At 74.0% G+C, this 23,704-nt stretch carries 19 protein-coding genes; 4 read left to right on the top strand and 15 right to left on the bottom strand.

Annotated elements, in window-relative coordinates; translation table 11 throughout:
- Window positions 1-27 precede the first annotated feature (27 nt).
- Window positions 28-1,647 carry a metallophosphoesterase gene (locus tag O7600_RS25430; RefSeq protein WP_281590986.1) on the top strand — a complete coding sequence of 540 codons (1,620 nt, stop codon included), beginning with the start codon at window positions 28-30 and terminating at the stop codon, window positions 1,645-1,647.
- Window positions 1,648-1,653: 6 nt separating this feature from the next.
- On the opposite strand, the gene O7600_RS25425 is transcribed toward O7600_RS25430, so the two are convergent.
- From O7600_RS25425 to ligA, 6 genes are all read right to left on the bottom strand, one after another.
- Window positions 1,654-4,002 carry a pyruvate dehydrogenase gene (locus O7600_RS25425; protein ID WP_281590985.1) on the bottom strand — a complete coding sequence of 783 codons (2,349 nt, stop codon included), beginning with the start codon at window positions 4,000-4,002 and terminating at the stop codon, window positions 1,654-1,656.
- Between the two features lie 110 nt (window positions 4,003-4,112).
- Entirely contained in the window at window positions 4,113-5,609 is a 1,497-nt protein-coding gene (gatB, locus tag O7600_RS25420) for an Asp-tRNA(Asn)/Glu-tRNA(Gln) amidotransferase subunit GatB (protein ID WP_091580649.1), read from the bottom strand.
- An 11-nt stretch (window positions 5,610-5,620) separates the two neighbouring features.
- Window positions 5,621-7,096, bottom strand: coding sequence for an Asp-tRNA(Asn)/Glu-tRNA(Gln) amidotransferase subunit GatA (gene gatA, locus O7600_RS25415; protein WP_281590984.1), 1,476 nt, complete (start codon window positions 7,094-7,096; stop codon window positions 5,621-5,623).
- Window positions 7,093-7,398: an Asp-tRNA(Asn)/Glu-tRNA(Gln) amidotransferase subunit GatC gene (gene gatC, locus O7600_RS25410; protein WP_091580658.1), complete on the bottom strand. Its 306-nt coding sequence runs from the start codon at window positions 7,396-7,398 to the stop codon at window positions 7,093-7,095. The genes gatA and gatC overlap by 4 nt, the downstream gene beginning before the upstream one ends.
- Before the next feature lie 104 nt (window positions 7,399-7,502).
- Entirely contained in the window at window positions 7,503-10,109 is a 2,607-nt protein-coding gene (locus tag O7600_RS25405) for an EAL domain-containing protein (protein ID WP_281590983.1), read from the bottom strand.
- Window positions 10,110-10,259: 150 nt separating this feature from the next.
- Window positions 10,260-12,395 (bottom strand): NAD-dependent DNA ligase LigA, encoded by a 2,136-nt coding sequence (gene ligA / locus O7600_RS25400; RefSeq protein WP_281590982.1) that lies wholly within the window; start codon window positions 12,393-12,395, stop codon window positions 10,260-10,262.
- Window positions 12,396-12,593: 198 nt separating this feature from the next.
- On the opposite strand from ligA, the gene O7600_RS25395 reads away from it, so the two are divergent.
- Entirely contained in the window at window positions 12,594-13,127 is a 534-nt protein-coding gene (locus O7600_RS25395; RefSeq protein ID WP_281590981.1) for a type II toxin-antitoxin system PemK/MazF family toxin, read from the top strand.
- A 19-nt stretch (window positions 13,128-13,146) separates the two neighbouring features.
- Here the strand turns inward: O7600_RS25395 and O7600_RS25390 are convergent, their stop codons facing one another.
- The 7 genes from O7600_RS25390 to O7600_RS25360 form a co-directional block, all read right to left on the bottom strand.
- A complete protein-coding gene (locus tag O7600_RS25390; protein WP_281590980.1) occupies window positions 13,147-14,160 on the bottom strand; it encodes an ADP-ribosylglycohydrolase family protein in 1,014 nt (337 codons plus the stop codon).
- Window positions 14,161-14,186: 26 nt separating this feature from the next.
- The gene (locus O7600_RS25385) at window positions 14,187-14,555 is read right to left on the bottom strand and encodes a VOC family protein (RefSeq protein WP_281590979.1); all 369 of its coding nucleotides are present in this window, start codon (window positions 14,553-14,555) and stop codon (window positions 14,187-14,189) included.
- Between the two features lie 36 nt (window positions 14,556-14,591).
- Window positions 14,592-15,596 carry a methionine synthase gene (locus O7600_RS25380; protein ID WP_281590978.1) on the bottom strand — a complete coding sequence of 335 codons (1,005 nt, stop codon included), beginning with the start codon at window positions 15,594-15,596 and terminating at the stop codon, window positions 14,592-14,594.
- Between the two features lie 633 nt (window positions 15,597-16,229).
- Window positions 16,230-17,303, bottom strand: a complete 1,074-nt coding sequence (mnmA, locus tag O7600_RS25375; RefSeq protein ID WP_281590977.1) for a tRNA 2-thiouridine(34) synthase MnmA — start codon at window positions 17,301-17,303, stop codon at window positions 16,230-16,232.
- A 37-nt stretch (window positions 17,304-17,340) separates the two neighbouring features.
- Window positions 17,341-18,516, bottom strand: coding sequence for a cysteine desulfurase family protein (locus tag O7600_RS25370; protein ID WP_281590976.1), 1,176 nt, complete (start codon window positions 18,514-18,516; stop codon window positions 17,341-17,343).
- A gap of 86 nt (window positions 18,517-18,602) precedes the next feature.
- The gene (locus O7600_RS25365) at window positions 18,603-19,274 is read right to left on the bottom strand and encodes a class F sortase (protein WP_281590975.1); all 672 of its coding nucleotides are present in this window, start codon (window positions 19,272-19,274) and stop codon (window positions 18,603-18,605) included.
- The gene (locus O7600_RS25360; RefSeq protein WP_091580697.1) at window positions 19,271-20,101 is read right to left on the bottom strand and encodes a DUF4397 domain-containing protein; all 831 of its coding nucleotides are present in this window, start codon (window positions 20,099-20,101) and stop codon (window positions 19,271-19,273) included. Before O7600_RS25360 ends, O7600_RS25365 begins: the two co-directional genes overlap by 4 nt.
- Before the next feature lie 240 nt (window positions 20,102-20,341).
- On the opposite strand from O7600_RS25360, the gene O7600_RS25355 reads away from it, so the two are divergent.
- A complete protein-coding gene (locus tag O7600_RS25355) occupies window positions 20,342-20,947 on the top strand; it encodes a sigma-70 family RNA polymerase sigma factor (RefSeq protein ID WP_281590974.1) in 606 nt (201 codons plus the stop codon).
- The gene (locus O7600_RS25350) at window positions 20,901-21,671 is read left to right on the top strand and encodes an anti-sigma factor (RefSeq protein ID WP_281590973.1); all 771 of its coding nucleotides are present in this window, start codon (window positions 20,901-20,903) and stop codon (window positions 21,669-21,671) included. The genes O7600_RS25355 and O7600_RS25350 overlap by 47 nt, the downstream gene beginning before the upstream one ends.
- A 101-nt stretch (window positions 21,672-21,772) precedes the next feature.
- On the opposite strand, the gene O7600_RS25345 is transcribed toward O7600_RS25350, so the two are convergent.
- Together O7600_RS25345 and O7600_RS25340 are read right to left on the bottom strand one after the other, a co-directional pair.
- Window positions 21,773-22,732 (bottom strand): electron transfer flavoprotein subunit alpha/FixB family protein, encoded by a 960-nt coding sequence (locus tag O7600_RS25345; RefSeq protein WP_091580710.1) that lies wholly within the window; start codon window positions 22,730-22,732, stop codon window positions 21,773-21,775.
- Window positions 22,733-22,743: 11 nt separating this feature from the next.
- Window positions 22,744-23,523 (bottom strand): electron transfer flavoprotein subunit beta/FixA family protein, encoded by a 780-nt coding sequence (locus O7600_RS25340; protein ID WP_091580717.1) that lies wholly within the window; start codon window positions 23,521-23,523, stop codon window positions 22,744-22,746.
- Window positions 23,524-23,704 lie beyond the last annotated feature (181 nt).

Below are 23,704 nucleotides of genomic sequence, written 5' to 3'. Positions count from 1 at the left end.
GCTCAAGGGGCAGGTCAGAATCTCAGCATGGACGACCACGAGAACGAACAGCACCGCGCCGGCGACGAGACCTCGCCGGAGATTGCGCGTGCCCGCCGTTGGACGGCCTGGCGGCCCGGCGACCGGCTGCGCCGGTTGGGCGTGGTGCTCGCCGTGCTCGCGGTCGCCCTCGGCGGCATCGTGGTGGGCACGTACGCGGGCGGCCACGTCGGCACCGACATCGGCCCGTTCCGCGCCGAGCTGAAGCTCAGCCCGTCGCTGACCGGCGGCACCACCGTCGACATCCCGCCGCTGGGCGCGCTGCTGCTGGACAGTCACGACGGACCGGCCTACCTGACCGTCGAGGTGGGCGCGCTGGACCAGGGCCGCACCGAGGCGCTGATCGGCGACCCGGCCAGCATCAGCCGGGCCAGCCAGTCGGCGGTGGAGGACGTCCGCGCCGGCGTGATGCGACTCGGGTTGAAGACGCTCGCCTCGGTGGTGCTGGCCACGCTGCTCCTGGCCGCGCTCGTGTTCCGGGACGTCCGGCGTACCGCCTGGGCCGGCGGCCTGGCGCTGGTGGTCACCGCCGGCAGCCTCGGCCTCGGCGCCGCCACCCTGCGGCCGCAGGCGATCGAGGAGCCCCGGTACGAGGGCCTGCTGGTCAACGCGCCCGCGATCGTCGGTGACGCGCGGCGGATCGCCAACGACTACACCAAGTACGCGGAGCAGTTGCAGCGGCTGGTCGGCAACGTCAGCAAGCTCTACACCACGGTCTCCGCGCTGCCGGTGGTGCAGCCGTCCCCGGGCACCACCCGGGTGCTGCACGTGTCGGACATGCACCTGAACCCGACCGGCTGGCAGCTGATCCGCACCGTGGTCGAGCAGTTCGGCATCGACGTCGTGATCGACACCGGCGACATCACCGACTGGGGCAGCGAGCCGGAGGCATCCTTCGTCGGCTCGATCGGCCTGCTCAAGAAGCCGTACGTGTTCATCCGCGGCAACCACGACTCGCCCCGCACCGCCGCGGCCGTGGCCCAGCAGCCGAACGCGATCGTGCTGAACAACTCCGTCACGACGGTCGGCGGGCTGACCATCGCCGGGATCGGCGACCCCCGGTTCACCCCGGACAAGGAGACCTCACCGGCCGGCAGCGGCCTCACCTCGGCCGTCGCCGACCAGGTGATCGGCGCCGGCGAGCAGCTCGCCGCCACGGTCGAGAAGTCGCCGCGGAAGGTGGACATCGCGCTGGTGCACGACCCGGCGTCGGCCGGGCCGCTCTCCGGCCTCGCGCCGTTGGTGCTGTCCGGGCACACCCACTCCCGGCAGGTGTCGAAGCTGCCGCAGGCACCGGGCAAGCAGCCGACCACGCTGATGGTGGAGGGCTCGACCGGCGGGGCCGGGCTGCGCGGGCTGGAGGGCGAGAAGCCCACCCCGCTGACCATGACGGTGCTCTACTTCGACCAGCAGAAGCTGCTCCAGGCCTACGACGAGATCACCGTCGGCGGCACCGGACAGTCCCAGGTCAACCTGGAGCGACACGTCATCCGGGACCCGGCCAAGGGCGACCAGGTGCCGGTCACCCCGACCCCCACCCGCGGCCCGTCGGAGTCACCGTCGCCCTCGTCGAGCGCCACCTCCCCGAGCCCGACCACCACCGGCTGACCCCGGTCAGCGCAGCGCGAGCGCGGCCAGCGCGGCGTTGACGATGCTGCCCGGCAGCAGGTCGTGCAGCTCGTACAGGTCACGGACGCTGCCGGACTGGCCGAACTCGTCCACCCCGAGCGGCACCGCCGGGGCCCCGACCGCCGAGCCGAGCCAGGCCATCGCGTGCGACGCCGCGTCGTGCACGGTGACCACCGGCACGCGGTCGACGAACGCCGACCGCAGCGCGCCGGGCACGCTCGGCACGGTGGCGGTCCGCACGCCCTGGCGCAGCGTCCGCTGCCACGCCCGGTAGAGCCGGTCCAGGCTGGTCACGTCCACCACGTGCGCCGCGACGCCCTCCTCCGCCAGCTCCGCGGCGGCGGCCAGGACCTCCGGCAGCACCGCGCCGGAGGCCGCGAGCTGCACCACCGGGGCGTCCGCCAGATCCGGGTACGCCTGGTGCGCGTCGACGAGCCGGTACGCGCCGGCCACCACCTGCCGGCGCAGCACCGCCTCGCCGAGCCGGGCCCGGGCCGCCTCGAACGGCGCCTGGTCGACCGGCCGGGTGCTGAGCCGGAAGTAGTACGCCCCGTCCTCGGCCGGCGCGGCGGTGGTGGCCGGTGCGCTCCCGCCGGCGATCTGCCCGAGCGCGTCGCAGAGCAGCCAGTCGAGGCTGCCGGCGTACGCGGGCTCCAGGAACGTCACGCCGGGCAGCTCCAGCCCGACCGAGGCGGTGATGGTGGACTGGTGCGCGCCGCCCTCGGGCGCCAGCGTGATGCCCGACGGGGTGCCGGCCACCACGAACCGGGAACCCGAGTAGGTGCCGTAGAGGAACGCGTCGAGCCCGCGCAGCACGAACGGGTCGTAGACCGTGCCCACCGGCAGCAGCGGCTGGCCGGACAGGTCCCACGACAGGCCGAGCTGGCCCAGCAGCAGGAACAGGTTCATCTCCGAGATGCCCAGCTCGATGTGCTGCCCGGCCGGGCTCTCCGTCCAGCGCAGCATCCGGTCCTCGGTCCAGGAACGCTGCTCGGTGGGGGCGAAGACGCCGGTCTTGTTGATGAAACCGGCCAGGTTGGTCGAGGTGGCCACGTCCGGCGCGGTGGTCACCAGGTAGGGCGCCACCTGCGGATCGCGGGCCAGGTCGACCAGCACCCGGCCGAAGACCTCCTGGGTGGAGACGGGCTTGTTCGCGCGTACCCGGGTGGTTTCCGGGACGGTGACGCCCAACGCCCGCTCGCGCGGCGGGCGGGACAGCGCCTCCCGGCGCTCGCCGGCCCGGATGCCGGCCGGGGACGCCGGGTCGAGGCGGTCCCACTCGGTCTCCGGAGTCAGGCCCTGTGCGGCGCGCAACGCGTCCACCTGCTCGGTGCTCAGCAGCGCCGAGTGGTTGCGCGGGTTGCCGGCGATCGGCAGGCCCCAGCCCTTGACCGTGTACGCGAACACGACGCTGGGCCGGTCGGTGACCGCGTCGCACTGGGCGTACGCGTCGAGCATCGCCTGCGCGTCGTGCCCGCCCAGGTCGGTGACGAGCGGGCCCAGCTCGTCGTCGCCGATGTCGGCGACGAACGCGGCCACCTCGGCCGGCGCGCCGTCCAGGAACTGCTTGCGCAGGGCCGGCCCGGCCAGCCCGAACAGCGACTGGTACTGCTCGTTCGGCATCCGGTCGATCCAGTCGCGCAGCGCCGCCCCGCCCGGCCGGGCGTACGCCTCGGCCAGCTTGCGGCCGTACTTGACCTCCACGACGTGCCAGCCGGCGGCCTCGAACTGGCCCCGCCACTGGTTGATCCGGATGCCGGGGACGACCCGGTCCAGCGACTGGCGGTTGAAGTCGACGAGCCACATCACGTTGCCCAGGCCGGTGGTGGCCGGGTCGGCGACCGCCTCCCAGATGTTGCCCTCGTCCAGCTCGGCGTCGCCGATGATGGCGACGAACCGGGAGTGCGGCCGCGCGCCGAAGTGCGCGTCGACGTAGCGGCGGGTGACGGCGGCGAACAGCGGCGCGGCGGCGCCCAGGCCGACCGAGCCGGTGGAGAAGTCCACCTCGTCCGGGTCCTTCGTGCGCGACGGGTACGACTGGAGCCCGCCGCGCGCCCGCAGCTTCGGCAGGTAGGACCGGTCGAGGTTGCCGAGCAGGTACTGGATGGCGTGGAACACCGGCGAGGCGTGCGGCTTCACCGCGACCCGGTCCTCGGCGTCCAGGTGCTCGAACCAGAGCGCGGTCATCGCGGTGACCAGCGAGGCGCTGGACGCCTGGTGACCGCCGACCTTCACCCCGTCACCGGTGTCCCGGTCGTGGTTGGCCGCGTCGACGATGCGGGTGGCGAGCCAGAGCACCCGGCGCTGGATCTCGTCGAGGACATCGGTGTTCACGCTGTCTCCATCCGGGCGTCGCCGTTGACGCCCACTGCGGTGTGGGGTGAGGCGTTAGGAAGGGCCCCTTCTTATGCACCAGGCGTTAAGAAGGGGCCCTTCCTTGCACGTCAGGCGGCGCCGAGGCGCTCCAGGATCAGCTCGCGGACGGTCTTCGCGTCCGCCTGGCCGCGGGTGGTCTTCATGACCGCGCCGACCAGCGCGCCGGCCGCCGCGACCTTGCCGCTGCGGATCTTGTCGGCGACGTCGGGGTTGGCCGCGATCGCCTCGTCCACGGCGGCGGTGAGCGCGCCGGTGTCCGAGACGACCTCCAGGTTGCGGTTGGTCATGATCTCGGTCGGCGAACCCTCGCCGGCCACCACGCCCTCCAGCACCGTACGGGCCAGCTTGTCGTTGAGCTTGCCCGCGTCGACCAGGCCCTGCAGCTCGGCGACCTGCGCCGGGGTGGCCCCGACGTCGGCCAGTTCCACGCCGGTCTCGTTGGCCCGGCGGGAGAGCTCACCCAGCCACCACTTGCGGGCGGCGGCCGGGGTGGCGCCGGCGGCCACGGTCGCCTCGATCAGCTCGACCGCGCCGGCGTTGACCACCGACTGCATGTCCAGGTCCGACAGGCCCCAGTCCTGCTGGATCCGCTTGCGGCGCAGCCGCGGCAGCTCCGGCAGGGCGGCCTTCAGCTCGGCCACCCAGGCGGTGTCCGGCGCGAGCGGCACCAGGTCCGGCTCCGGGAAGTACCGGTAGTCGGTGGCGGTCTCCTTGGACCGGCCCGGGGTGGTGTCGCCGGTGTCCTCGTGGAAGTGCCGGGTCTCCTGGGTGATCCGGCCCCCCGCGTCCAGCACGGACGCCTGGCGCAGCATCTCCGAGCGGACCGCCCGCTCGACCGAGCGCAGCGAGTTGACGTTCTTGGTCTCGGTGCGGGTGCCCCACTCCTCACCCGGCAGGTTCAGCGAGGTGTTGACGTCGCAGCGCAGCGAGCCCTCCTCCATCCGGACGTCGGAGACGCCCAGGGAGCGGATCACGTCGCGCAGCTCGGCGACGTAGGCGCGGGCGACCTCCGGCGCGAGCGCGCCGGTGCCCGGGATCGGCTTGGTGACGATCTCCACCAGCGGGATGCCGGCCCGGTTGTAGTCGACGAGCGACTCGGTGGCGCCGTGGATGCGGCCGGTGGCGCCGCCGACGTGCAGCGTCTTGCCGGTGTCCTCCTCCAGGTGCACCCGCTCGATGCCGATGCGCACCAGCTCGCCGTTGACCTCGACGTCCAGGTAGCCGTCGAAGCACAGCGGCTCGTCGTACTGGCTGATCTGGAAGTTCTTCGGCATGTCCGGGTAAAAGTAGTTCTTCCGGGCGAACCGGCACCACTCGGCGATCGAGCAGTTCAGCGCCAGACCGATCCGGATGGTCGCCTCGATGGCGGCCTTGTTGGCCACCGGCAGCGAACCGGGCAGGCCCAGGCAAACCGGGCAGACCCGGGTGTTCGGCTCGCCGCCGAAGTCGGTCGGGCACCCGCACCACATCTTGGTGTTCGTGCCCAGCTCGACGTGGGTCTCCAGGCCGATCACCGGTTCCCAGCGCGCCACGACCTCGTCGTACGCGGGCAGTGTCGTCGTCATCTGCTCCTGCCTCACAGTGCCGGTGGGGTGAACGTGCCGACCGTCGACTCCAGCGCGGCGGCGACCCGGTACATCCGGTCGTCGGCCATGGTCGGCGCCATGATCTGCAGGCCGACCGGGAGCCCGTCCGAGAGACCGCACGGGACCGAGATCGCCGGGCCGCCGTACAGGTTCGTCGGGATGGTGAACAGGTCGGCCAGGTACATCTGGTAGGGGTCGGAGGTGCGGGCCCCGATCGGGAACGCCACGAACGGCGTGGTCGGCGAGATCAGCGCGTCCACCTGCTCGAACGCGGTGGTGAAGTCGCGGGTGATCAGGGTGCGGACCTTCTGCGCCTGGCCGTAGTAGGCGTCGTAGTAGCCCGAGGACAGGGCGTACGTGCCGATCATGATGCGGCGCTTGACCTCCGGGCCGAAGCCGGCCTCCCGGGTCAGCGACATGACCTCCTCCAGGGACCGGTTGCCGTCGTCGCCGACCCGCAGGCCGAACCGGACACCGTCGAACCGGGCCAGGTTGGAGGAGCACTCGCTCGGCGCGATCAGGTAGTAGGCCGGCAGCGCGTACCTGAAGTGCGGGCAGGAGATCTCGACGATCTCCGCGCCCAGCTTGGCCAGGGCCTCCACCGACTCGCGGAACGCGGCCATCACGCCCGGCTCGGCGCCCTCGCCGGTGAACTCGGTGACCACACCGAGCCGCACGCCGGTCAGGTCACCGCTCGCGCCCAGCCTCGCCGCGCCCACCACGTCCGGCACCGGGGCCGGGATCGAGGTGGAGTCGCGCGGGTCGTGGCCGCCGATCACCTGGTGCAGCAGCGCGGCGTCGAGCACGTTGCGGGCGCACGGGCCGGGGGTGTCCAGCGACGAGGAGAACGCGACCAGACCGTACCGGGAGGTGCCGCCGTAGGTGGGCTTGGCGCCGACGGTGCCGGTGACCGCGCCGGGCTGGCGGATCGAGCCGCCGGTGTCCGAGCCGATCGACAGCGGCGCCTCGTACGCGGCCAGCGCCGCGGCGCTGCCGCCGCCGGAGCCGCCCGGGATCCGCTCGGTGTCCCACGGGTTGCGGGTCGGGCCGTACGCGGAGTATTCGGTGGAGGAGCCCATGGCGAACTCGTCCATGTTGGTCTTGCCGAGCATCACCGTGCCGGCGGCGCGCAGCCGCTCGACGATCGTCGAGTCGTACGGCGGACGCCAGCCCTCCAGGATCTTCGACCCGACGGTGGTGGGCACGCCCTTGGTGGTGAGCACGTCCTTCACCGCGACCGGCACGCCGGCCAGCGGGCCCAGCTCCTCGCCGGCGGCCCGACGCTCGTCCACGGCCCGCGCGGCGGCCAGCGCCCCCTCGGTGTCGACGTGCAGGAAGGCGTGCACCCGGTCGTCGACCGCGCCGATCCGGTCCAGATGGGCCTGGGTGACCTCGACCGCGGAGGTCTCGCCGGTGGCCACCAGGCCGGCGAGGTCGGCGGCGCTGAGCTTGGTCAGGTCGGTCACGATGCCACATCCTCGTCCAGGATCCGCGGGACGCGGAACCGCTGCTCCTCGGCGTCGGGCGCGCCCGACAGCACCTCCTGCGGGGTCAGGCTCGGGGTCACCACGTCCTCGCGGAGCACGTTGGTCAGCGGCACCGAGTGGGACGTCGGCGGGATGTCCGCCGCGGCGACCTCGCCGACCTGCGCGACCGACTGGAGGATCACGTCCAGCTGACCGGCGAAGGTGTCCAACTCCTCCTCGGTGACGGCGAGCCGCGACAGTCGCGCGAGGTGCGCGACCTCCTCGCGGGAGATGGCGGCCATCGGGTGCCCCCTTCGTGGCTGTCCTGAGACGTCTGCGTGTGCCGGCCGCGCGCGACGGCTGAGCGATGACGCGCGGTGACCGGAGCGAGTCTATTGTCCCGCGGTCACGACGACGCCTTCGACTCCCCCTCCGGGCCGCCCCGGCCGCCCGCCTCGGCGACCGCCGGACGCACCGGGCGGTAACGCGACAGCCAGGCGGCCAGTTCCTCCGCCGGCATCGGCCGGGCGTGGAACCAGCCCTGCGCCACGTCGCAGCCGGCGGCGTGCAGCAGCCGCCAGGTGCGCTCGTCCTCCACGCCCTCGGCCACCACCCGCAACCCGAGCGCCCCGGCCAGCTCGATCATCGAGCGGACGATCGCGGCGTCGTCCGGGTCGTCGGCCATCCCCAGCACGAACGACCGGTCCACCTTCACCTCGGACAGCGGCAGCCGGCGCAGGTGCTGCAACGAGGAGTAGCCGGTGCCGAAGTCGTCCAGGGCGATGCCGACCCCGATCCGGTGCAACTGGGTGATGCTGGCCAGCACCCGCCGGGGGTCGGCCATCAACGCGCCCTCGGTGATCTCCACCTGGAGCCGCTCCGGCGGCACGCCGTAGCGGGCCAGCCGGTCGGCGATCTGGTCGGCGATCTCGCCGGTGTGCAGGTCGCGGACGCTGACGTTGAGCGCGGCGCGCAGCGTGAGCCCGGCCGCGGACCACTTGGCGAGCTGCTCCACCACGTCGTCCACCACCCGGCGGGTGAGCAGCCGCATGACCGCGCTCTGCTCGGCGACCTGGATCAGCTCACCCGGGTCGACCATCCCGCGGCGCGGGTGCCGCCACCGCAGCAGCGCCTCGACGCCGACCACCTCGCCGGTCGCGATGGCGATCTGCGGCTGGTAGTACATGGTGATCTCACCCGGGTCGCCGGCCGGGTCGTCCGGCTCCCGCACCGCCGGCCGGTGGGAGCCGGCGGGACCGGCGTCGGGCTCGCCCGGCGCGGGGCCCGACGTCACGAGGGCCTCGGTGGCGTGGGCGGCCCGGGCGACGGGTGCCGTCTCCGTGGCCGTCGCCGCGTGGGCGGACGGCGGAATCTCGGCCGCGGTGCCGGACGGCGCGACGTCACCGCCGGACCGGGTCACCGGACCGACGGGCGTGCCGGCCCGGGCGCCACGGCGGCGGATCGGGTCGGCACCGGTGAGGATCTGCTCGATCAGCTCGTCGGCGGGCCGCGTCTCCACGCGTTCCCGGCGGCGCCGCAGCCGCCACCGGGCCGGCACACCGCCGGGCCGGACCCCGCCCCGACCGTCGTCGCGGCCCGGCCGCGCGTCGGGGACCGGCCGGCCGCCGTCCGCCGGTCGGGCGGGAGGCAGGTCCGGCGCCAACACCGCGCCGTCACCCCCGCGTACGCCGACCGGCTCCCCGGCCGGCGGTGACTCCAGCACCCGACGCAGGTCGGCCAGGAGACTCAACCGTTCCGCCGAGTTGTGGTCGGACTCCGGCGCGTAGACCGCGACCGTGTCGTTGCGGTGCTTGGCGTCGTACATCGCGACGTCGGCGTGCCGCATCAGGGTGGCGAAGTCCTCGCCGTGGTCGGGGAAGAGCGCGACGCCGATGGACCCGCCCACGTCCAACGGCAGCCCGTCCAGCGGCACCGGCTCGGCGAGCGCGGCGACCACCCGGTCGGCCCGCTCGCGGGCCTCGTCGAGGCCGGCCAGCCGGGGTACGACGATGGCGAACTCGTCCCCGCCGAGCCGGGCCACCAGGTCCCGTTCGGCGACCACGTCGATCAGGCGGGCGCTCACCTCGACCAGCAGCCGGTCGCCGACCGCGTGCCCGAGCGCGTCGTTGACGTGCTTGAACCGGTCGAGGTCGAGCAGCAGCAGGGCCAGGTGGGCGTCCGGCTCGCCGCGGGCGGCCCGTTCGGCGTGCAGGTGCACCTGCTCGGCCACCTCGGTGAGCAGCGCCTTGCGATTGGGCAGCCCGGTGAGCGGGTCCACGTCGGCGAGCTGTTCCCGCTCGGCGGAGAGCCGGGCCATCCGGTAGACCGCGAACAGCGGGACCAGCACCAGCGGGATCAGCGCCGCGCTGGCCCGGGCGGCGGCCACCAGCACCGGCGCGAGCAGCAGCAGCGAGCCGGTGGAGAGCAGCTCGTAGGCCAGCCCGTGGCGGACGCTGGGCCACCACCGGTCGCCGAAGCGCAGCCGGATGGCGGTGGTGACCAGGCCGTAGTTGACCACGAACCAGGCCACGGTGGCGCCGCCCACCGCCGCCACGTCGGTCCAGTGCAGCCGGCCGCCGCCGAACAGCTCACCCGGGCCGAGCCGGGTGATGGCGTACGCGGCGGCGAGCGCGCAGGCGTACTGCGCGGCGTTGAAGGCGGTGCGCCAAGGGGCGTAGCCGAGGCGCCAGCCGGAGACGGCCACCGCGACGGCCTGCACCGCGACGGCCGGGCCGAGCCCCCAGCCGAGCAGGATGGCGAAGGTGAAGCAGGTCGACGGGAAGACCGCCGAGGTCTGCCGCCGGCCGGGCGGGACGAACGGTCGGGCGTCGCAGGCGACGGCGAGCGCCGCCATGGTCCAGAACGCGGCCGGCAGCTCGGTCAGCCGGTCGGGGAGCGCGACCAGCGGCCCGACCGAGACGAGCAGGGCGAGCACGCCGACGCCGGCGACGAAGCCGAAGAACGGACCGGTCCGCCCGGGCGGGACGGAGTTGCGCGGGTCGCCGTTCTCCATCGCACCTCCCGGAAGCGGCATCGGCACGCGCGGTCACGCGCCGTACGCCAATGAAACGCCCTCCGGGTCGATTTCCCCGACACGACAGTCACGAATCGGTCGTAGTCGTAATTAAGTTGGTATACGGCGCAGCCGTCGCCAGGACCGGGGTCAGTCCTCCACCCGGGCCACCGCGCGGGCCGCCTCGGGGCCGGACTCCAGCAGCACCCGGAACCCGTCCTCGTCGAGGATCGGCAGCTTCAGGGTGGCCGCCTTGTCGGCCTTGGACCCGGGGTTGTCGCCGACCACCACGAAACCGGTCTTCTTGGAGACCGACCCGCTCACCTTGCCGCCCCGGCTCTGGATCGCCTCGGCGGCCTGGTCGCGGCTGAACCCGGCCAGCGTGCCGGTGACCACCACGGTGATCCCGTCCAGCGGTCGCGGCCCCTCGTCGCCGCCCTCCTCGGCCATCCGGACGCCCGCCTCGGCCCACTTGCGGACCACGTCGCGGTGCCAGTCGACGGCGAACCACTCCTTGAGGCTGGCGGCGATGGTCGGGCCGACGCCGTCCACCGAGGACAGCTCCTCCTCGCTCGCGGCCTCGATGGCGTCGATCGACCGGAAGTGCCGGGCCAGCGCCTGCGCCGCGGTCGGGCCGACGTGCCGGATGGAGAGCGCCACCAGCACCCGCCACAGGTCGCGTTCCTTGGCCTCGGCCAGGTTGTCGAGCAGCTTGACCGCGTTGCTGCCCAGGCTGCCGTCCTTGTTGACGAAGAACGGCGAGTGGCGCAGCTGGTCGGCGTCGAGGTGGAAGAGGTCGCCCTCGTTGGTGATGATCTGCGCGTCCAGCAGCGCCGCCGCACCCTTCTCACCCAGCGCCTCGATGTCGAACACCTTGCGGCTGGCCAGATAGAAGACCCGTTCCCGGATCTGCCCGGGGCAGCCACGGGCGTTGGGGCAGCGGATGTCGACGTCGCTCTCCTTGGCCGGAGCGAGCGGCGTGCCGCAGGCCGGGCAGGTGGTCGGCATGACGAACGGGCGGGCGTCCGGCGGCCGCAGCTCGACCACCGGGCCGAGCACCTCGGGGATCACGTCGCCGGCCTTGCGCAGCACCACCGTGTCGCCGATGAGCACGCCCTTGCGCTCGACCTCGCGGGCGTTGTGCAGGGTCGCCAGCGCGACCGTGGAGCCGGCCACCCGGACCGGTTCGAGGACGGCGAACGGTGTCACCCGGCCGGTGCGCCCGACGTTGACGTCGATGTCGATGAGCTTGGTGTTGACCTCCTCCGGCGGATATTTGAAGGCGATCGCCCAGCGGGGGGCGCGGCTGGTCGAGCCGAGGCGGCCCTGGATGGAGACCGGGTCGACCTTGACCACGACGCCGTCGATCTCGTGCTCGACGTCGTGCCGGTGCTTGCCGTAGTAGGCGATGTAGTCCGCCACCCCGGCCAGGTCGTCCACCACCTTCCAGCGGTCGCTGGTGGGCAGCCCCCACGCCCTGAGCGCGACGTACGACTCGGACTGCGCGGCCGGCCGGAACCCGGTGCGCGCGCCGATGCCGTGCACCACCAGGCGCAGCGGGCGGGAGGCGGTGACCCGCGGGTCCTTCTGCCGGAGGCTGCCGGCGGCGGCGTTGCGCGGGTTGGCGAACGGGGCCTTGCCCTGCTCGACCAGGCTCGCGTTGAGATCGGCGAACGCGGCCACCGGGAAGTAGATCTCGCCGCGCACCTCGATCAGCTCCGGCACGTCGGGAAAGTCGTCGGACGGGGTCAGCCGGGCCGGCACACCCTTGATGCTGCGCACGTTGGCGGTGACGTCCTCGCCGGTGCGCCCGTCGCCCCGGGTGGCCGCGCGCACCAGCCGGCCCTTCTCATAGGTCAGGTTGATGGCCAGCCCGTCGACCTTCAGCTCGCACAGGTAGGGCACCGGACCGCCGGCGTCGCGCTCGACCCGCTCGGCCCAGGCGGCCAGCTCCTCGTCGGCGAAGGCGTTGTCGAGCGAGAGCATCCGTTCGGCGTGGGTGACCGGCGTGAAGTCGGTGGAGAAGGTGCCACCGACCCGCTGGGTGGGTGAGTCGGGGGTGCGCAGCGCCGGGTATTCGGCCTCCAGCGCCTCCAGCTCGCGCAGTTGCTTGTCGAACTCCGCGTCGGTGACGGTCGGCGCGTCCAGCACGTAGTAGCGGTATTGGTGCTCGGTGAGCTCCTGGCTCAGCAGGGCGTGCCGCTCCCGGGCCTCCGGGGTCGGCTCGGCGCCCGCCGCCGCCTCCTGAGCGGCGTCGACCGCCGAGGGAACCGCTTCTTCGGACACGCCGCCGTCTTCGGACACGCTGTCGACCTCCCGTGCTCGTGCTACCCCCGCACCGTAGCGGTCGGGGGTGACAACCGTCCGGCCACCCGCGCTGACCAGGTGACCCGGCGCGCGTCGCGCCACCGGGCGGGCCGGCCCCGGCCGTGCGACGATCGCGGCGGCGGCGCTGGGCCGGAACGGACGGAAGGCGGGGTACGGATGCGCGACGGGCTGATCTGGGCGCTGGTGATCGTGGTCTGCGTGGCCGCCGGCTGGCTGTGGGGCGAGTGGCGCCGCCGGTCCACCGGGACCGGCCCGCGTACCCGGTCGGCCGACCGACGTCGCCCGGGCGCCGGGCGGCCCGAGCGCGGTCCCCGGGGCGGCCGGACCGGCGCGCCGCCGAGGCCGCGCGACGGCCGCGCGCCGGCCGGGGACCGGCCCCGGCCCGGCGAGATCTGGTGGGCCGACGTGCCCTACGCGGACGGGACCGGCTCGAAGGTGCGCCCCTGCCTGGTGCTGCGGGTCGACGGCCGGGACGCCGACGTCCTGAAGATCACCAGCCAGGACAAGTCGGACCGGGACGACCACCTGCCGATCCCGACCCGCAGCTGGGACCCGGGCGCGGACCACGACAGCTTCCTCGACGTCAGCGAGCCGATCCCGGTGCCGCTGGACGCGTTCGCCGACCGCGCCGGCACCTGCGACCCCGACCTCTGGCGCGGCGTCCGCCGGCTCCCCCATCTGGCCGCCTGAGCCGGGGAACGACGGCCGCTCAGTCGAGCGCGTCGGCGAGCGCGCCGAGCTGGTCGGCGTACTCGATCCGGTCGGCCCACCCGGCCGGCCAGGCCGCCATCCCGTGCGCGGCCCCGACGAACGCGCCGGCCAGCGCGGCGATGGAGTCCGAGTCGCCGGCGGTGGTGGCGCCCCGGGCCAGCGCGCCGACCGGGTCGTCGGGGTGCCGCAGCGCGCAGAGCAGCGCGGTGGCGAGCGCCTCCTCGGCGATCCACCCCTCGCCGGTGAGCCGGCACAGGTCGCCGCCGTCGTCGGGGCGGGCCAGCGCCGCCTCCAACCGGCCGAGCACCCGCAGGCAGTCGTCCCAGCCCCGGGCCGCGAACTCGGCCGCGCTGCGCTCCCCCGGCCGCTGCCACAGGTCGCCGAGCCAGTCGTCCCGGTAGACCGTGCGCTGCTCGTGGGCCCGCTCGGTGAGCAGGCCGGGCAGCTCGGGCAGCGCCGCGCCGTCGCGCAGCAGCCGGACCGCGTACGCGGTCAGCTCGCTCGCCGCCAGGGCGGTCGGGTGGCCGTGGGTGAGGCCGGCCTGGAGCTGCGCCAACCCGGCGAGGGTGTCGAGATCGACGTCGAGCAGCCCGACCGGGGTGACCCGCATGTTCGCCCCGCAGCCCTTCGAGCCGGCCACGGTGGCCTCCTGCCAGCGGGTGCCCCGGTCCAGCTCGGCACAGGCCCGCAGGCACGTCATGCCGGGGGCGCGGTTGTTCTCCGGGCTGGCCGCCCAGTCGAGGAAGCGCTGCCGCAGCAGCGGCTCCACCGCCTCGGCGGTGAGGGCCGGCGCGTCGTGCACCGCCCAGGCGACCGCCAGCGCCATCTGGGTGTCGTCGGTGACCAGCGCCGGGTCACCCTCCAGCTCGCGCGGACCGGCCGGGCCGTAGCGCCGGACGATCTCGGTGACGGTGAGGAACTCGGTCGGCTTGCCCAGGGCGTCGCCGTAGGCCAGGCCGAAGAGCGACCCGGCGGCGCGGCGGGGGGTGGAGGCGGTCACGGTGGCGATCATGCCCCGGCCGCGCAAACCAGGGCCGGTCAGTCCCAGCAGAGGCAGAACGGGTGGCCGGCCGGATCGGCGTAGACCCGCCAGCCGTCACCCTCGCCGCGCAGCCGCCGCGCCCCGAGCGCCAGCGCCGCCTTCTCGGCCGCCTCGATGTCGTCAACGGTCACGTCCAGGTGGAACTGTTGCGGACGCTCCGGGTCGGGCCACGCCGGGGCGCGCAGGTCGAGCGCCTTCTGGAAGGCGAGGCGGGGCTGGTGCCCGGGCGGGCCGCCGAGCACCACCCAGTCGTCGCCGTCGGAATTGTCCTCGAGCACGGGCAGGCCGAGCAGCTCGGCGTAGAAGCCGGCCAACGCACGCGGGTCAGGGCAGTCGATCACCGTGGAACGCAGTCGTCCGATCATGCCGGTCATCCTGCCCCCGGGGTACGACGGGAAACGTCACTCCTCGGCGAGCCGCCGCCCGGCGTCCCGGCAGGCGGTCAGCACCGCGCGGGCGTACGCCGGGCTCGCGCCGGCCAGACCGCACGCGGGGGTGACCACCACCTGCTCGGCGAGCCGGCGACGGGGGAAGCCGAGCTGGTCCCAGACCCGGCGGACCCGGGTCGCCACCTCGGCGGACGTGGGCGCCCGCCCACCGGCCGGCGGCAGCGTCGGCGCGGCGCCGGCCAGCAGCCCGAGCCCGGCGTCGATCGCCTCGCCGAGCGGGTCCAGGTCGGTGAGCAGCGACAGGTCGAGGGCGACGCCGACCGCCCCGGCGGAGCGGATCAGCTCCAGCGGCACGTCCGGCGCGCAGCAGTGCACCAGTATGGGCGCCCCGGCCGCCTCGATCACGCCACCCAGCAGCGCCCGGGCCACCTCGCCCTCGACCGGACGGTGGGTGCCGAGCCCGCTCTCGGTGGGCACGCGGCCGGCCAGCACCGCCGGCAGGGACGGCTCGTCGAGCTGGAGCAGCACCGAGGCGCGGGGCAGCCGACGGGCCACCGCAGCGACGTGCCCCCGCAGCCCCTCGCCCAACGAGCCGGCGAGGTCGCGTACCGCGCCGGGGTCGCGCAGCAGCCGGCCGCCGATCGGCAGCTCCAGCGCGGCCGCCAGGGTGAACGGGCCGGCGGCCTGGACCTTGACCGGACCGGCGTACTCCTCGGCCTGCTCGGCGAGCTGGTCGAGGTCGCGTTCCATCAGGTCCCGGGCCCGGCGCAGGTCGCGGCCGGGGCGCGGGGCGATCCGCCAGCGGGCCGCGTACAGCTCGACCGGAAGCTCGACCAGCAGGCCGGCGGTGCGCCCGAGCAGGTCCGCGCCGGGGCCCCGGGCGGGCAGCTCCGGCAGGTGCGGCAGTGCCGGCAGCTCACCGAGCACGATCCGCTGCGCCTCGGCGATGTCGGTGCCGGGCAGCGACCCGATCCCGGTCGCCGCGCCGGTGGGCCAGGGCCACGCCTGCTCAGTCACCGCCGCAGCCTATCCGCTGCCTCCGGCCGGGCGCGGGGGGACGCGGGCCCGGGGCCGACGCCCCCTCGCCCGCCACGACGGCACGACGGCACGACGGCACGACGGCACGACGGCACGACGGCACGACGGCACGACGGCACGACGGCACGACCTGGCAGCCCGCACCGGTCACGCCGCACGTGGACGCACCGTCCCCACACATCGACGCGGTCACTGCCCGCCCCCGTCCGCGCGGGACCGGCGGCGGATGGTCGCTCGGAGCACGCTTTCGAGCTGATATCAGGAACGACTCAGCGGGCCTGCGCGGCGGTTGAGTCGTCTGCGCTATCAGCTCGAAAGGCGACCGTCGGGTACGCCAACGGCCTGCCGGAGCGACCTGGGCGACCTGGGCGACCTGGGCGACCTGGGCGACCTAGGCGGAGCAGACCGGCACGGCGGCGGGCGTCAACCTCGACGGCCAGCTCCGGGGGCGCGCTCCCGCCCCCGGCTGGCCCGGCCCGTCGCGGCCGGGTCCACGCGGCCAGGGTCCGGCGGCCAGGACCCACGCGGCCAGGGACCCGCCGCCAGGGACCCGCCGCCAGGGACCCGCCGCCGGGGACCCGCCGCCGGGGACCCGCCGCCCGGGGACCGCGGTCAGGCGGTGATGGTGGCGGAGCCGAGGACCACGTCGCCGGCCGGGTCCGGCCGGTAGGCCACGATGGCCTGGCCGGCGGCGACCCCGCGGACCGGGCGACGCAGCGACGCGCGGAGGCCGTCGGCGTCCACCGAGACGGCGGCCGGGACCACGTCGCCGTGCGCCCGCAACTGCACCTCGCACTCGATCGGCCCGTCCGGGCGCGGCCCGCCGGTCCAGACCGGCCGCAGGGCACGCACCGAGGAGACCTCCAGCGCCTCGGCCGGGCCGACGGTCACCGTGTTGGTCGTCGGGGTGATGGAGAGCACGTAGCGCGGCCGGCCGTCCGGCGCCGGCCGGTCCAGGTGCAGCCCGCGCCGCTGTCCGACGGTGTACTGGTAGGCGCCGCTGTGGCTGCCCACCACCGCGCCGGTGAGCGCGTCGACGACCTGGCCGGGCGCCTCGCCCAGCCGCTCGGCCAGGAAGCCGCGGGTGTCGCCGTCGGCGATGAAGCAGATGTCGTGCGAGTCCGGCTTGTCGGCGACGGCGAGGCCGCGCCGGGCCGCCTCCGCGCGCACCTCGGCCTTGCTCGAGTCGCCCAGCGGGAAGATCGACCGGTCCAGCTGCGCGCGGGTCAGCACCGCGAGGACGTACGACTGGTCCTTGGCCGCGTCGACGCTGCGCCGCAGCAGGCCGTCCGGGCCCAGCCGGGCGTGGTGGCCGGTGACCACGGCGTCGAAGCCCAGGGCCACGGCCCGGTCCAGCACCGCGGCGAACTTGATCTTCTCGTTGCAGCGCAGGCACGGGTTCGGGGTACGGCCGGCCGCGTACTCGGCGACGAAGTCGTCGACCACGTCGTCGTGGAACCGGTCCGCCATGTCCCACACGTAGAACGGGATGCCCAGCACGTCCGCGGCCCGCCGGGCGTCCCGGGAGTCCTCCAGCGTGCAGCACCCGCGCGCGCCGGTGCGGTAGGTCTGCGGGTTGCGGGCCAGCGCCAGGTGCACCCCGGTCACGTCGTGCCCGGCCTCCACCGCCCGCGCCGCCGCCACGGCGGAGTCCACTCCGCCCGACATCGCCGCCAGAACCCTCACCGGCCCACTCCCCTCGTCCTCACCGAGGGTATCCGGGTCAGCGGGGCGTGCGGAGGGCGGCCGCGCGGCGGGCCCGCTCCACGGCGGCCGGCAGCGCGGCGATCAGCGCGTCGACGTCGGCGCCGGTGCTGGTGTGCCCCAGCGTGAACCGCAGCGAGGACCGGGCCCGGTCGTCGTCGGCGCCCATGGCCAGCAGCACGTGCGAGGGCTGGGCCACACCGGCCGAGCAGGCCGACCCGGTCGAGCAGGCGATGCCCTGGGCGTCGAGGAGCAGCAGCAACGCGTCGCCCTCGCAGCCGGGGAAGGAGAAGTGCGCGTTGCCGGGGAGCCGGTCGGTCGGGTCGCCGTTGAAGACCACCTCGGGGACCGCCCGGCGGACCCGCTCCACCAGCTCGTCGCGGAGCGCGGCGATCCGGGCCGCGTACTCCTGCTGGTTCTTGACCGCGGCCTCGACGGCGACCGCGAACGCGACGATGCCGGCCGTGTCCAGGGTGCCGGAGCGCACGTCGCGCTCCTGGCCGCCGCCGTGCAGCAGCGGGGTGGCGGCGACGTCGCGGGCCAGCAGCAGCGCGCCGACGCCGGCCGGACCGCCCAGCTTGTGCCCGGTCACGGTGAGCGCGGACACGCCGCTCGCGGCGAAGTCGACCGGGACCTGCCCGACCGCCTGGATCGCGTCGGTGTGGAACGGCACCCCGCGCGCGGCGGCGACCGCGGCCAGCTCGGCCACCGGCTGGACGGTGCCCACCTCGTTGTTCGCCCACATCGCCGTGACCACCGCCACGCGGTCGCCGTGCTCGGCCAGCTCTGCCCCGAGCCGCTCCGGGTCGAGCCGCCCGGCGGCGTCCACCGGCAGCCAGCCGACCTGCGCGCCCTCGTGCGCGACCAGCCAGTCGACCGCGTCGAGCACGGCGTGGTGCTCGACCGCGCTGGAGACCACCCGGACCCGCTCGGCCCGGTCGGCCCGCCGGGCCCAGAAGATGCCCTTCACGGCGAGGTTGTCGCTCTCCGTGCCACCGCCGGTGAAGATCACCTCGGAGGGGCGGGCGCCGAGCGCGGCGGCCACCCGCTCCCGGGACTCCTCCACCCGCCGCCGGGCACGGCGGCCCGCCGCGTGCAGCGACGACGCGTTGCCCACCTCGCGGGCGGTGGCGACGTACGCCTCGAGTGCCTCGTCGAGCATCGGGGTCGTCGCCGCGTGATCCAGGTATGCCATCACCGTTCAGCCTAACGGCCGGTGGGCGTGCCACCGGGGGCCGGACCACCCGTCCCGCACGGCGGTGGGACGGGTGGTCCGACTCCTCATGAGGGAACCGCGGTGACGACGATGTTGTCCCGGTAGTGCCGGGTCTTCGGGTCGAACGGACCACCGCAGGTGATCAGCGTGAGACGCGGGCTGCCGTCCCGGGCGAAGTACCGGTCCAGCGGGATCTTCGTCTTGGTGTACTCCTCCCGGGCCACCACCCGGTAGCGGCGCTCCTCGCCGTCCGAGCCGGTGGCGGTGAGCGTGTCTCCCCGATCCAGCTCACGTAGCCGGAAGAACGCCCCCTTGCCCTGCTCGGCGCTGTCCACGTGCCCGGCGATGACCACCGAACCGGCACCGGCCTCCAGGCCGGGGCCGTAGCGGTACCAGCCGACCTGGTCCACGCTCGGCGGCACCTCGAACTCGTTCGTGCGGTCGTTGATGCCGACCGGGTTGACGGTCGCGGTGACCTTGATCGGCGGGATGCTCAGCCGGACCGGGGGCACTGTCGCGCCGTCCGCCGGGAGGGTGCCCGCGTTCACCGGCACCGACGCGTCCCCGGCCGCCGTGGGCGTCGCCGACGGGGCGGGCGTGGAGCTGGCCAGGGCCGCCGCCTCGTCGGCCCCGACGTCCTCGGCGGGTTGCGAACCGCAGGCCACCAGGGCCGCGACGGAGAGCGCGGCGGCGCCGGCGGCCATCGCCGCCAGCGCCCCGCGATTGCGCACCGTCACCGGCGACCGGCCCGGGCGGTGGCCACCCGCGCCCCGCCGCCGACCAGCAGCAGCACGCCGGCGCCCGCCAGCACGTACCACCAGGTGTCCACGCCGGTGCCGGCCTGACCGCCGGTGCCGCTGGGCACGCCGCCCGGCGCCGAGTGCAGACCGCTGATGGTCTGCGCGACCAGGTCCAGGTTCTTGGCGTCGGCGGAGCCGATCGCGTAGACGATGGTGGCGGTGCCCTCCTTGAGGTTCAGGTCGGCCGGGCCGATGGCGACGGTGTCGGTGCCGGCGAGCACCACGTCCGCCTTCACGGAGCCGGCGGCCACGTCGGCCTTGGCCTCCTTGGGGTTGGTCAGGCCCTCGAAGACCGGCTTGCCACCGGCCCGCACGTCGACGGCCGGCGCCGCGGCGGTGTGCCGGACGATCAGCCGGGCCTTGCCGGCGCCCACCTTGGACACGTCGTTGACGAACGGGGTGATCTGCGGCTTGCCGTCGGCGCTCAGGTGTGCGGCGAGGCTGATGTTCGCCCCGCCCGGCACCTCGGCGTCGTCGACCTTGAGGATCGCCTTGTCGATCGCCTCGCCGGGCTTGGTCAGGGCGATGTCGTACTCCCCCTCGGGCAGGGTCAGCGGGCCGGCCACGTCGCCGGGCTTGAAGTTGTCCAGCGTCTTCTTGCCGTTGACGTACACGTCGACCGGGGTGTCCGGAATGCCGTGCACCACGGAGACCTTCGACGAGGCGGCGTAGGCCGGGCTCATGGTGGCGGCGCCGACACCGGCGAAGGTGAGGGCGGCCACCGCGCCGCCCGCGGCGACCCGACGGAACATGGCGAGCTGCATTGTCTGCCTCCTGGTAGTTGGTGCTGATTCGTCAGGCCTGGCTTGCAGAACGGGTTACGCCGGCTCCGTCACCCCCGGATGCGCCCCGGATCCGATTTCTTTTCTTCCTCCCGGACGCATCCGCCGACCCCCTCGGCGACGAAGGGAAGGTGACGAGCGTCGTGGCGGACACACCAGGAGCGTGGGGCGGTGACTGTGGGAGTTACAGTCGGGCATGCCCCACGGAAGGCGAGCCGCCCGGTGACGGCGGCGAGGCAGGGCCCCGAACCGCCCGGCGAGGACGACCTCGCGACGCGGTTCCGCGACGGCGACGAGGCCGCCCTGCGAGAGGCGTACGACCGGTACGGCCGAGCGGTGCTGCACCTGGCCACCACGACGCTGGTCAACCGGAGCGACGCCGAGGACGTGACGCAGGCGACCTTCGTGGCCGCCTGGCTCGGCCGGGAGACGTTCGACCCGGCGAAGGGATCACTCATCGGCTGGCTGCTCGGCATCGGGCGGCGCAAGGTGGTCGACCGGATCCGGGCCTCGGCCCGGGAGACCCGGGTGGTCGAGACGGTCCGGCAACTTCCCGAGCCGGTCTCCACCGGCCCCGACCCCGACACGGTGGTCGATCGGCTGGTGGTCGCCGACGAGCTGGCCCGGCTCCCCGACGAGCAGCGTCGGATGCTGGAGCTGGCGTTCTACGACGACCTGACACACCAGCAGATCGCGACCGTGACCGGAGTGCCGCTCGGCACGGTCAAGAGCCATATCCGGCGCGGCATGCAGAGCCTGAAGCGCAGATGGGAGGTGGACGGTGCAGCACCTGGACCACGACCGGCTGGTCTTTCTGGCGCTCGGTGAGAGCGAGGCGGCCGACGGTGAAGCCACCCATCTCGACACCTGTGGGCACTGCCGGGGGGAACTGGAGACGCTCCAGCACGTCGCCGGGCTGGGTGCCGGCACCCAGGGCCTGACCGACCTGCCCGACCCGCCGGAGCACGTCTGGCAGGGCATCGTCGCCGAAATCCGGGCCGCCGAGGAACTGCCCACGTTGGCCGACCGGCGTCCACCGCGCGGCGGCGAGCAGGTCGCGGTGCAGGAGCGCCCGGCCACCACGGCACGTCGGCGTCGCGGGCGGCGCTGGCCGGGCTGGGCGACCACCGCGGTCACCGCCACCGCCGCCGCGGTGATCGGCGTGGCCGGGACCGCCGCGGTGCTCGGCACCGGCGGCGACGAACCCGCACCGCAGCCGACGGTGCTGGCCAGCGCGCCGCTCGCCGCCTTCGGGGCGACCCCGAAGGACGCCTCCGGCGACGCCCGGGTTCTCGGCGACAACCAGTTGCACCTGCACGTGGCGAATCTCCCGAACGTTCCGGGGTACTACGAGGTCTGGCTGATCGATCCCAAGACGATGGAGATGTTCTCGGTGGGTACGCTGAGCAACGGATCGGGGGACGCGCTGCTGCCCATCCCTCCGAACGTCGACCTGCGCACCTACTCGGTGGTCGACATCAGCGCCGAGCAGTACGACAACAACACCCGCCACTCCGGCGACAGCCTGTTGAGGGGCACCCTGACGGGCTGATCGGCGGGCCGGCTCAGCTCCCCGGCCCGCCGATCAGCTCCCGAAAGAAGAAGGCCGCCGCCCGGTGCACCGGGCGGCGGCCTTCGTTCGTGACCCAGGGGTCACTTCCGCTTGCGGATCTCCTCGGCGGCCTGTGGCACGATCTTGAACAGGTCACCGACCACGCCGTAGTCGGCCAGCTCGAAGATCGGCGCCTCGGCGTCCTTGTTCACCGCGACGATCGTCTTCGAGGTCTGCATGCCGGCCCGGTGCTGGATCGCGCCGGAGATGCCGAGCGCGACGTAGAGCTGCGGGGAGACGGTCTTGCCGGTCTGGCCGACCTGGAACTGGTGCGGGTAGAAGCCGGAGTCGACCGCCGCGCGGGACGCGCCGACCGCGCCGCCGAGCAGGTCGGCCAGCTCCTCGACCAGCTTGAAGTTGTCGGCGTTGCCGACACCGCGACCGCCGGAGACGACCACCGACGCCTCGGTCAGCTCGGGGCGGGAGCCCTTCTGCTCGGCGACCCGCTCGACGACCTTGGCCAGCTTGTCCGCGTCGGTGACCGACACGGTGAGCTGCTCGACGGCCGGGGTGGCCGCGGCCGGGGTCGGGTTGAGCGAGTTGGGCCGGACGGTGACCAGCGGCAGGCCCTTGGTGACCTTGGACTTGACGATGGTGGAGCCGGCGAACGCGACCTGGGTCGCGGTGCCGTCGGCGTCCAGGGCGACCACGTCGGTCAGGATGCCGTTGTCCAGCTTGACCGCGAGGCGGGCGGCGATCTCCTTGCCCTCCTGCGACGAGGCGAGCAGCACGGCGGCCGGCTGCACCCGCTTGACCAGCTCGGCGACCACGGTGGCCTTCGGCGCCACCAGGAAGCCGTCGATCTCCTCGCCCTCGGCGGCGTAGATCTTCTCCGCGCCGTACTCGCCCAGCTTGGCGCTCAGCGCCTCGGCGGCGCCGGCGCCGCCGAGCACGACCGCGCTCGGCGTGCCCAGCTCGCGGGCGAGGGTGAGCATCTCCAGGGTGACCTTCTTGACGCCGAATTCCTTGGTGGCTTCGACGACGACGAGAACCTCAGACATGTCCAGACCTCTCACACGAACTTCTCGGTGGCGAGGAACTCGACCAGCTTGACGCCGCCCTCGCCCTCGTCGGTGATCTTCTCGCCGCCGGAGCGCGGCGGGCGCTTGGAGTGCTCGACCACGGCGCTGGTGGCGCCGTCGAAGCCCACCTCGGCCGGGGCCACGCCCAGGTCGCCCAGGGAGAGCGTCTGCACCGGCTTCTTCTTGGCGGCCATGATGCCCTTGAAGGACGGGTAGCGCGGCTCGTTGATGGTGTCCCAGACCGACACGACGGCCGGGGTCGAGGCGGTGACCACCTCGTAGCCCTCCTCGGTCTGCCGCTCGGCGGTCAGGGTCGAGCCGTCGACGGTGAGCTTGCGCGCGCCGGTGAGGGCGGCGACACCCAGCCGCTCGGCGATCATGTGCGGCATGACCTGGACTCGGCCGTCGGTCGACTCGGCGCCGCAGATGACCAGGTCGGCGTTGAGCTGCCCGAGGGCGGCCGCGAGCACCTTCGAGGTGGCCACGGCGCAGGAGCCGTGCAGCGCGTCGTCGACGACGTGGACGGCCTTGTCCGGCCCCATGGAGAGCGCCTTGCGGATCGACTCGGTCGCCCGGTCCGGACCCATGGTCAGGATGGTGACCTCGCCGCCGTGCGCCTCCTTGATCTTCAACGCCTCCTCGATGGCGTACTCGTCCATCTCGTTGATGACGTTGTTCGCCGAACCGCGGTCGACGGTGTTGTCGTCTGAACGCAGGTTGCGGTCCGCGCCCGAATCGGGCACCTGCTTGACGAGTACGACGATGTTCATCGCGCTTCGACGACCCTCCTGTTTGGTGTAGCGATCACTCGCCCGGTCACGGGCGCAGCCTCCCGCGTGACTTAACGGTCGGTCAACCGCAGGGTGCTGTGCACTTGCCCACGGGCCAATGTTACCCGCAAGTAGCATCACCACCCCGGGGGCCCGGAGTGACGCAGCTCACCGCGCGGGG

Source organism: Micromonospora sp. WMMA1998 (genome assembly GCF_027497375.1).
Lineage (GTDB): Bacteria > Actinomycetota > Actinomycetes > Mycobacteriales > Micromonosporaceae > Micromonospora > Micromonospora sediminicola.
This window is presented reverse-complemented; position numbering and strand designations above follow the sequence as displayed.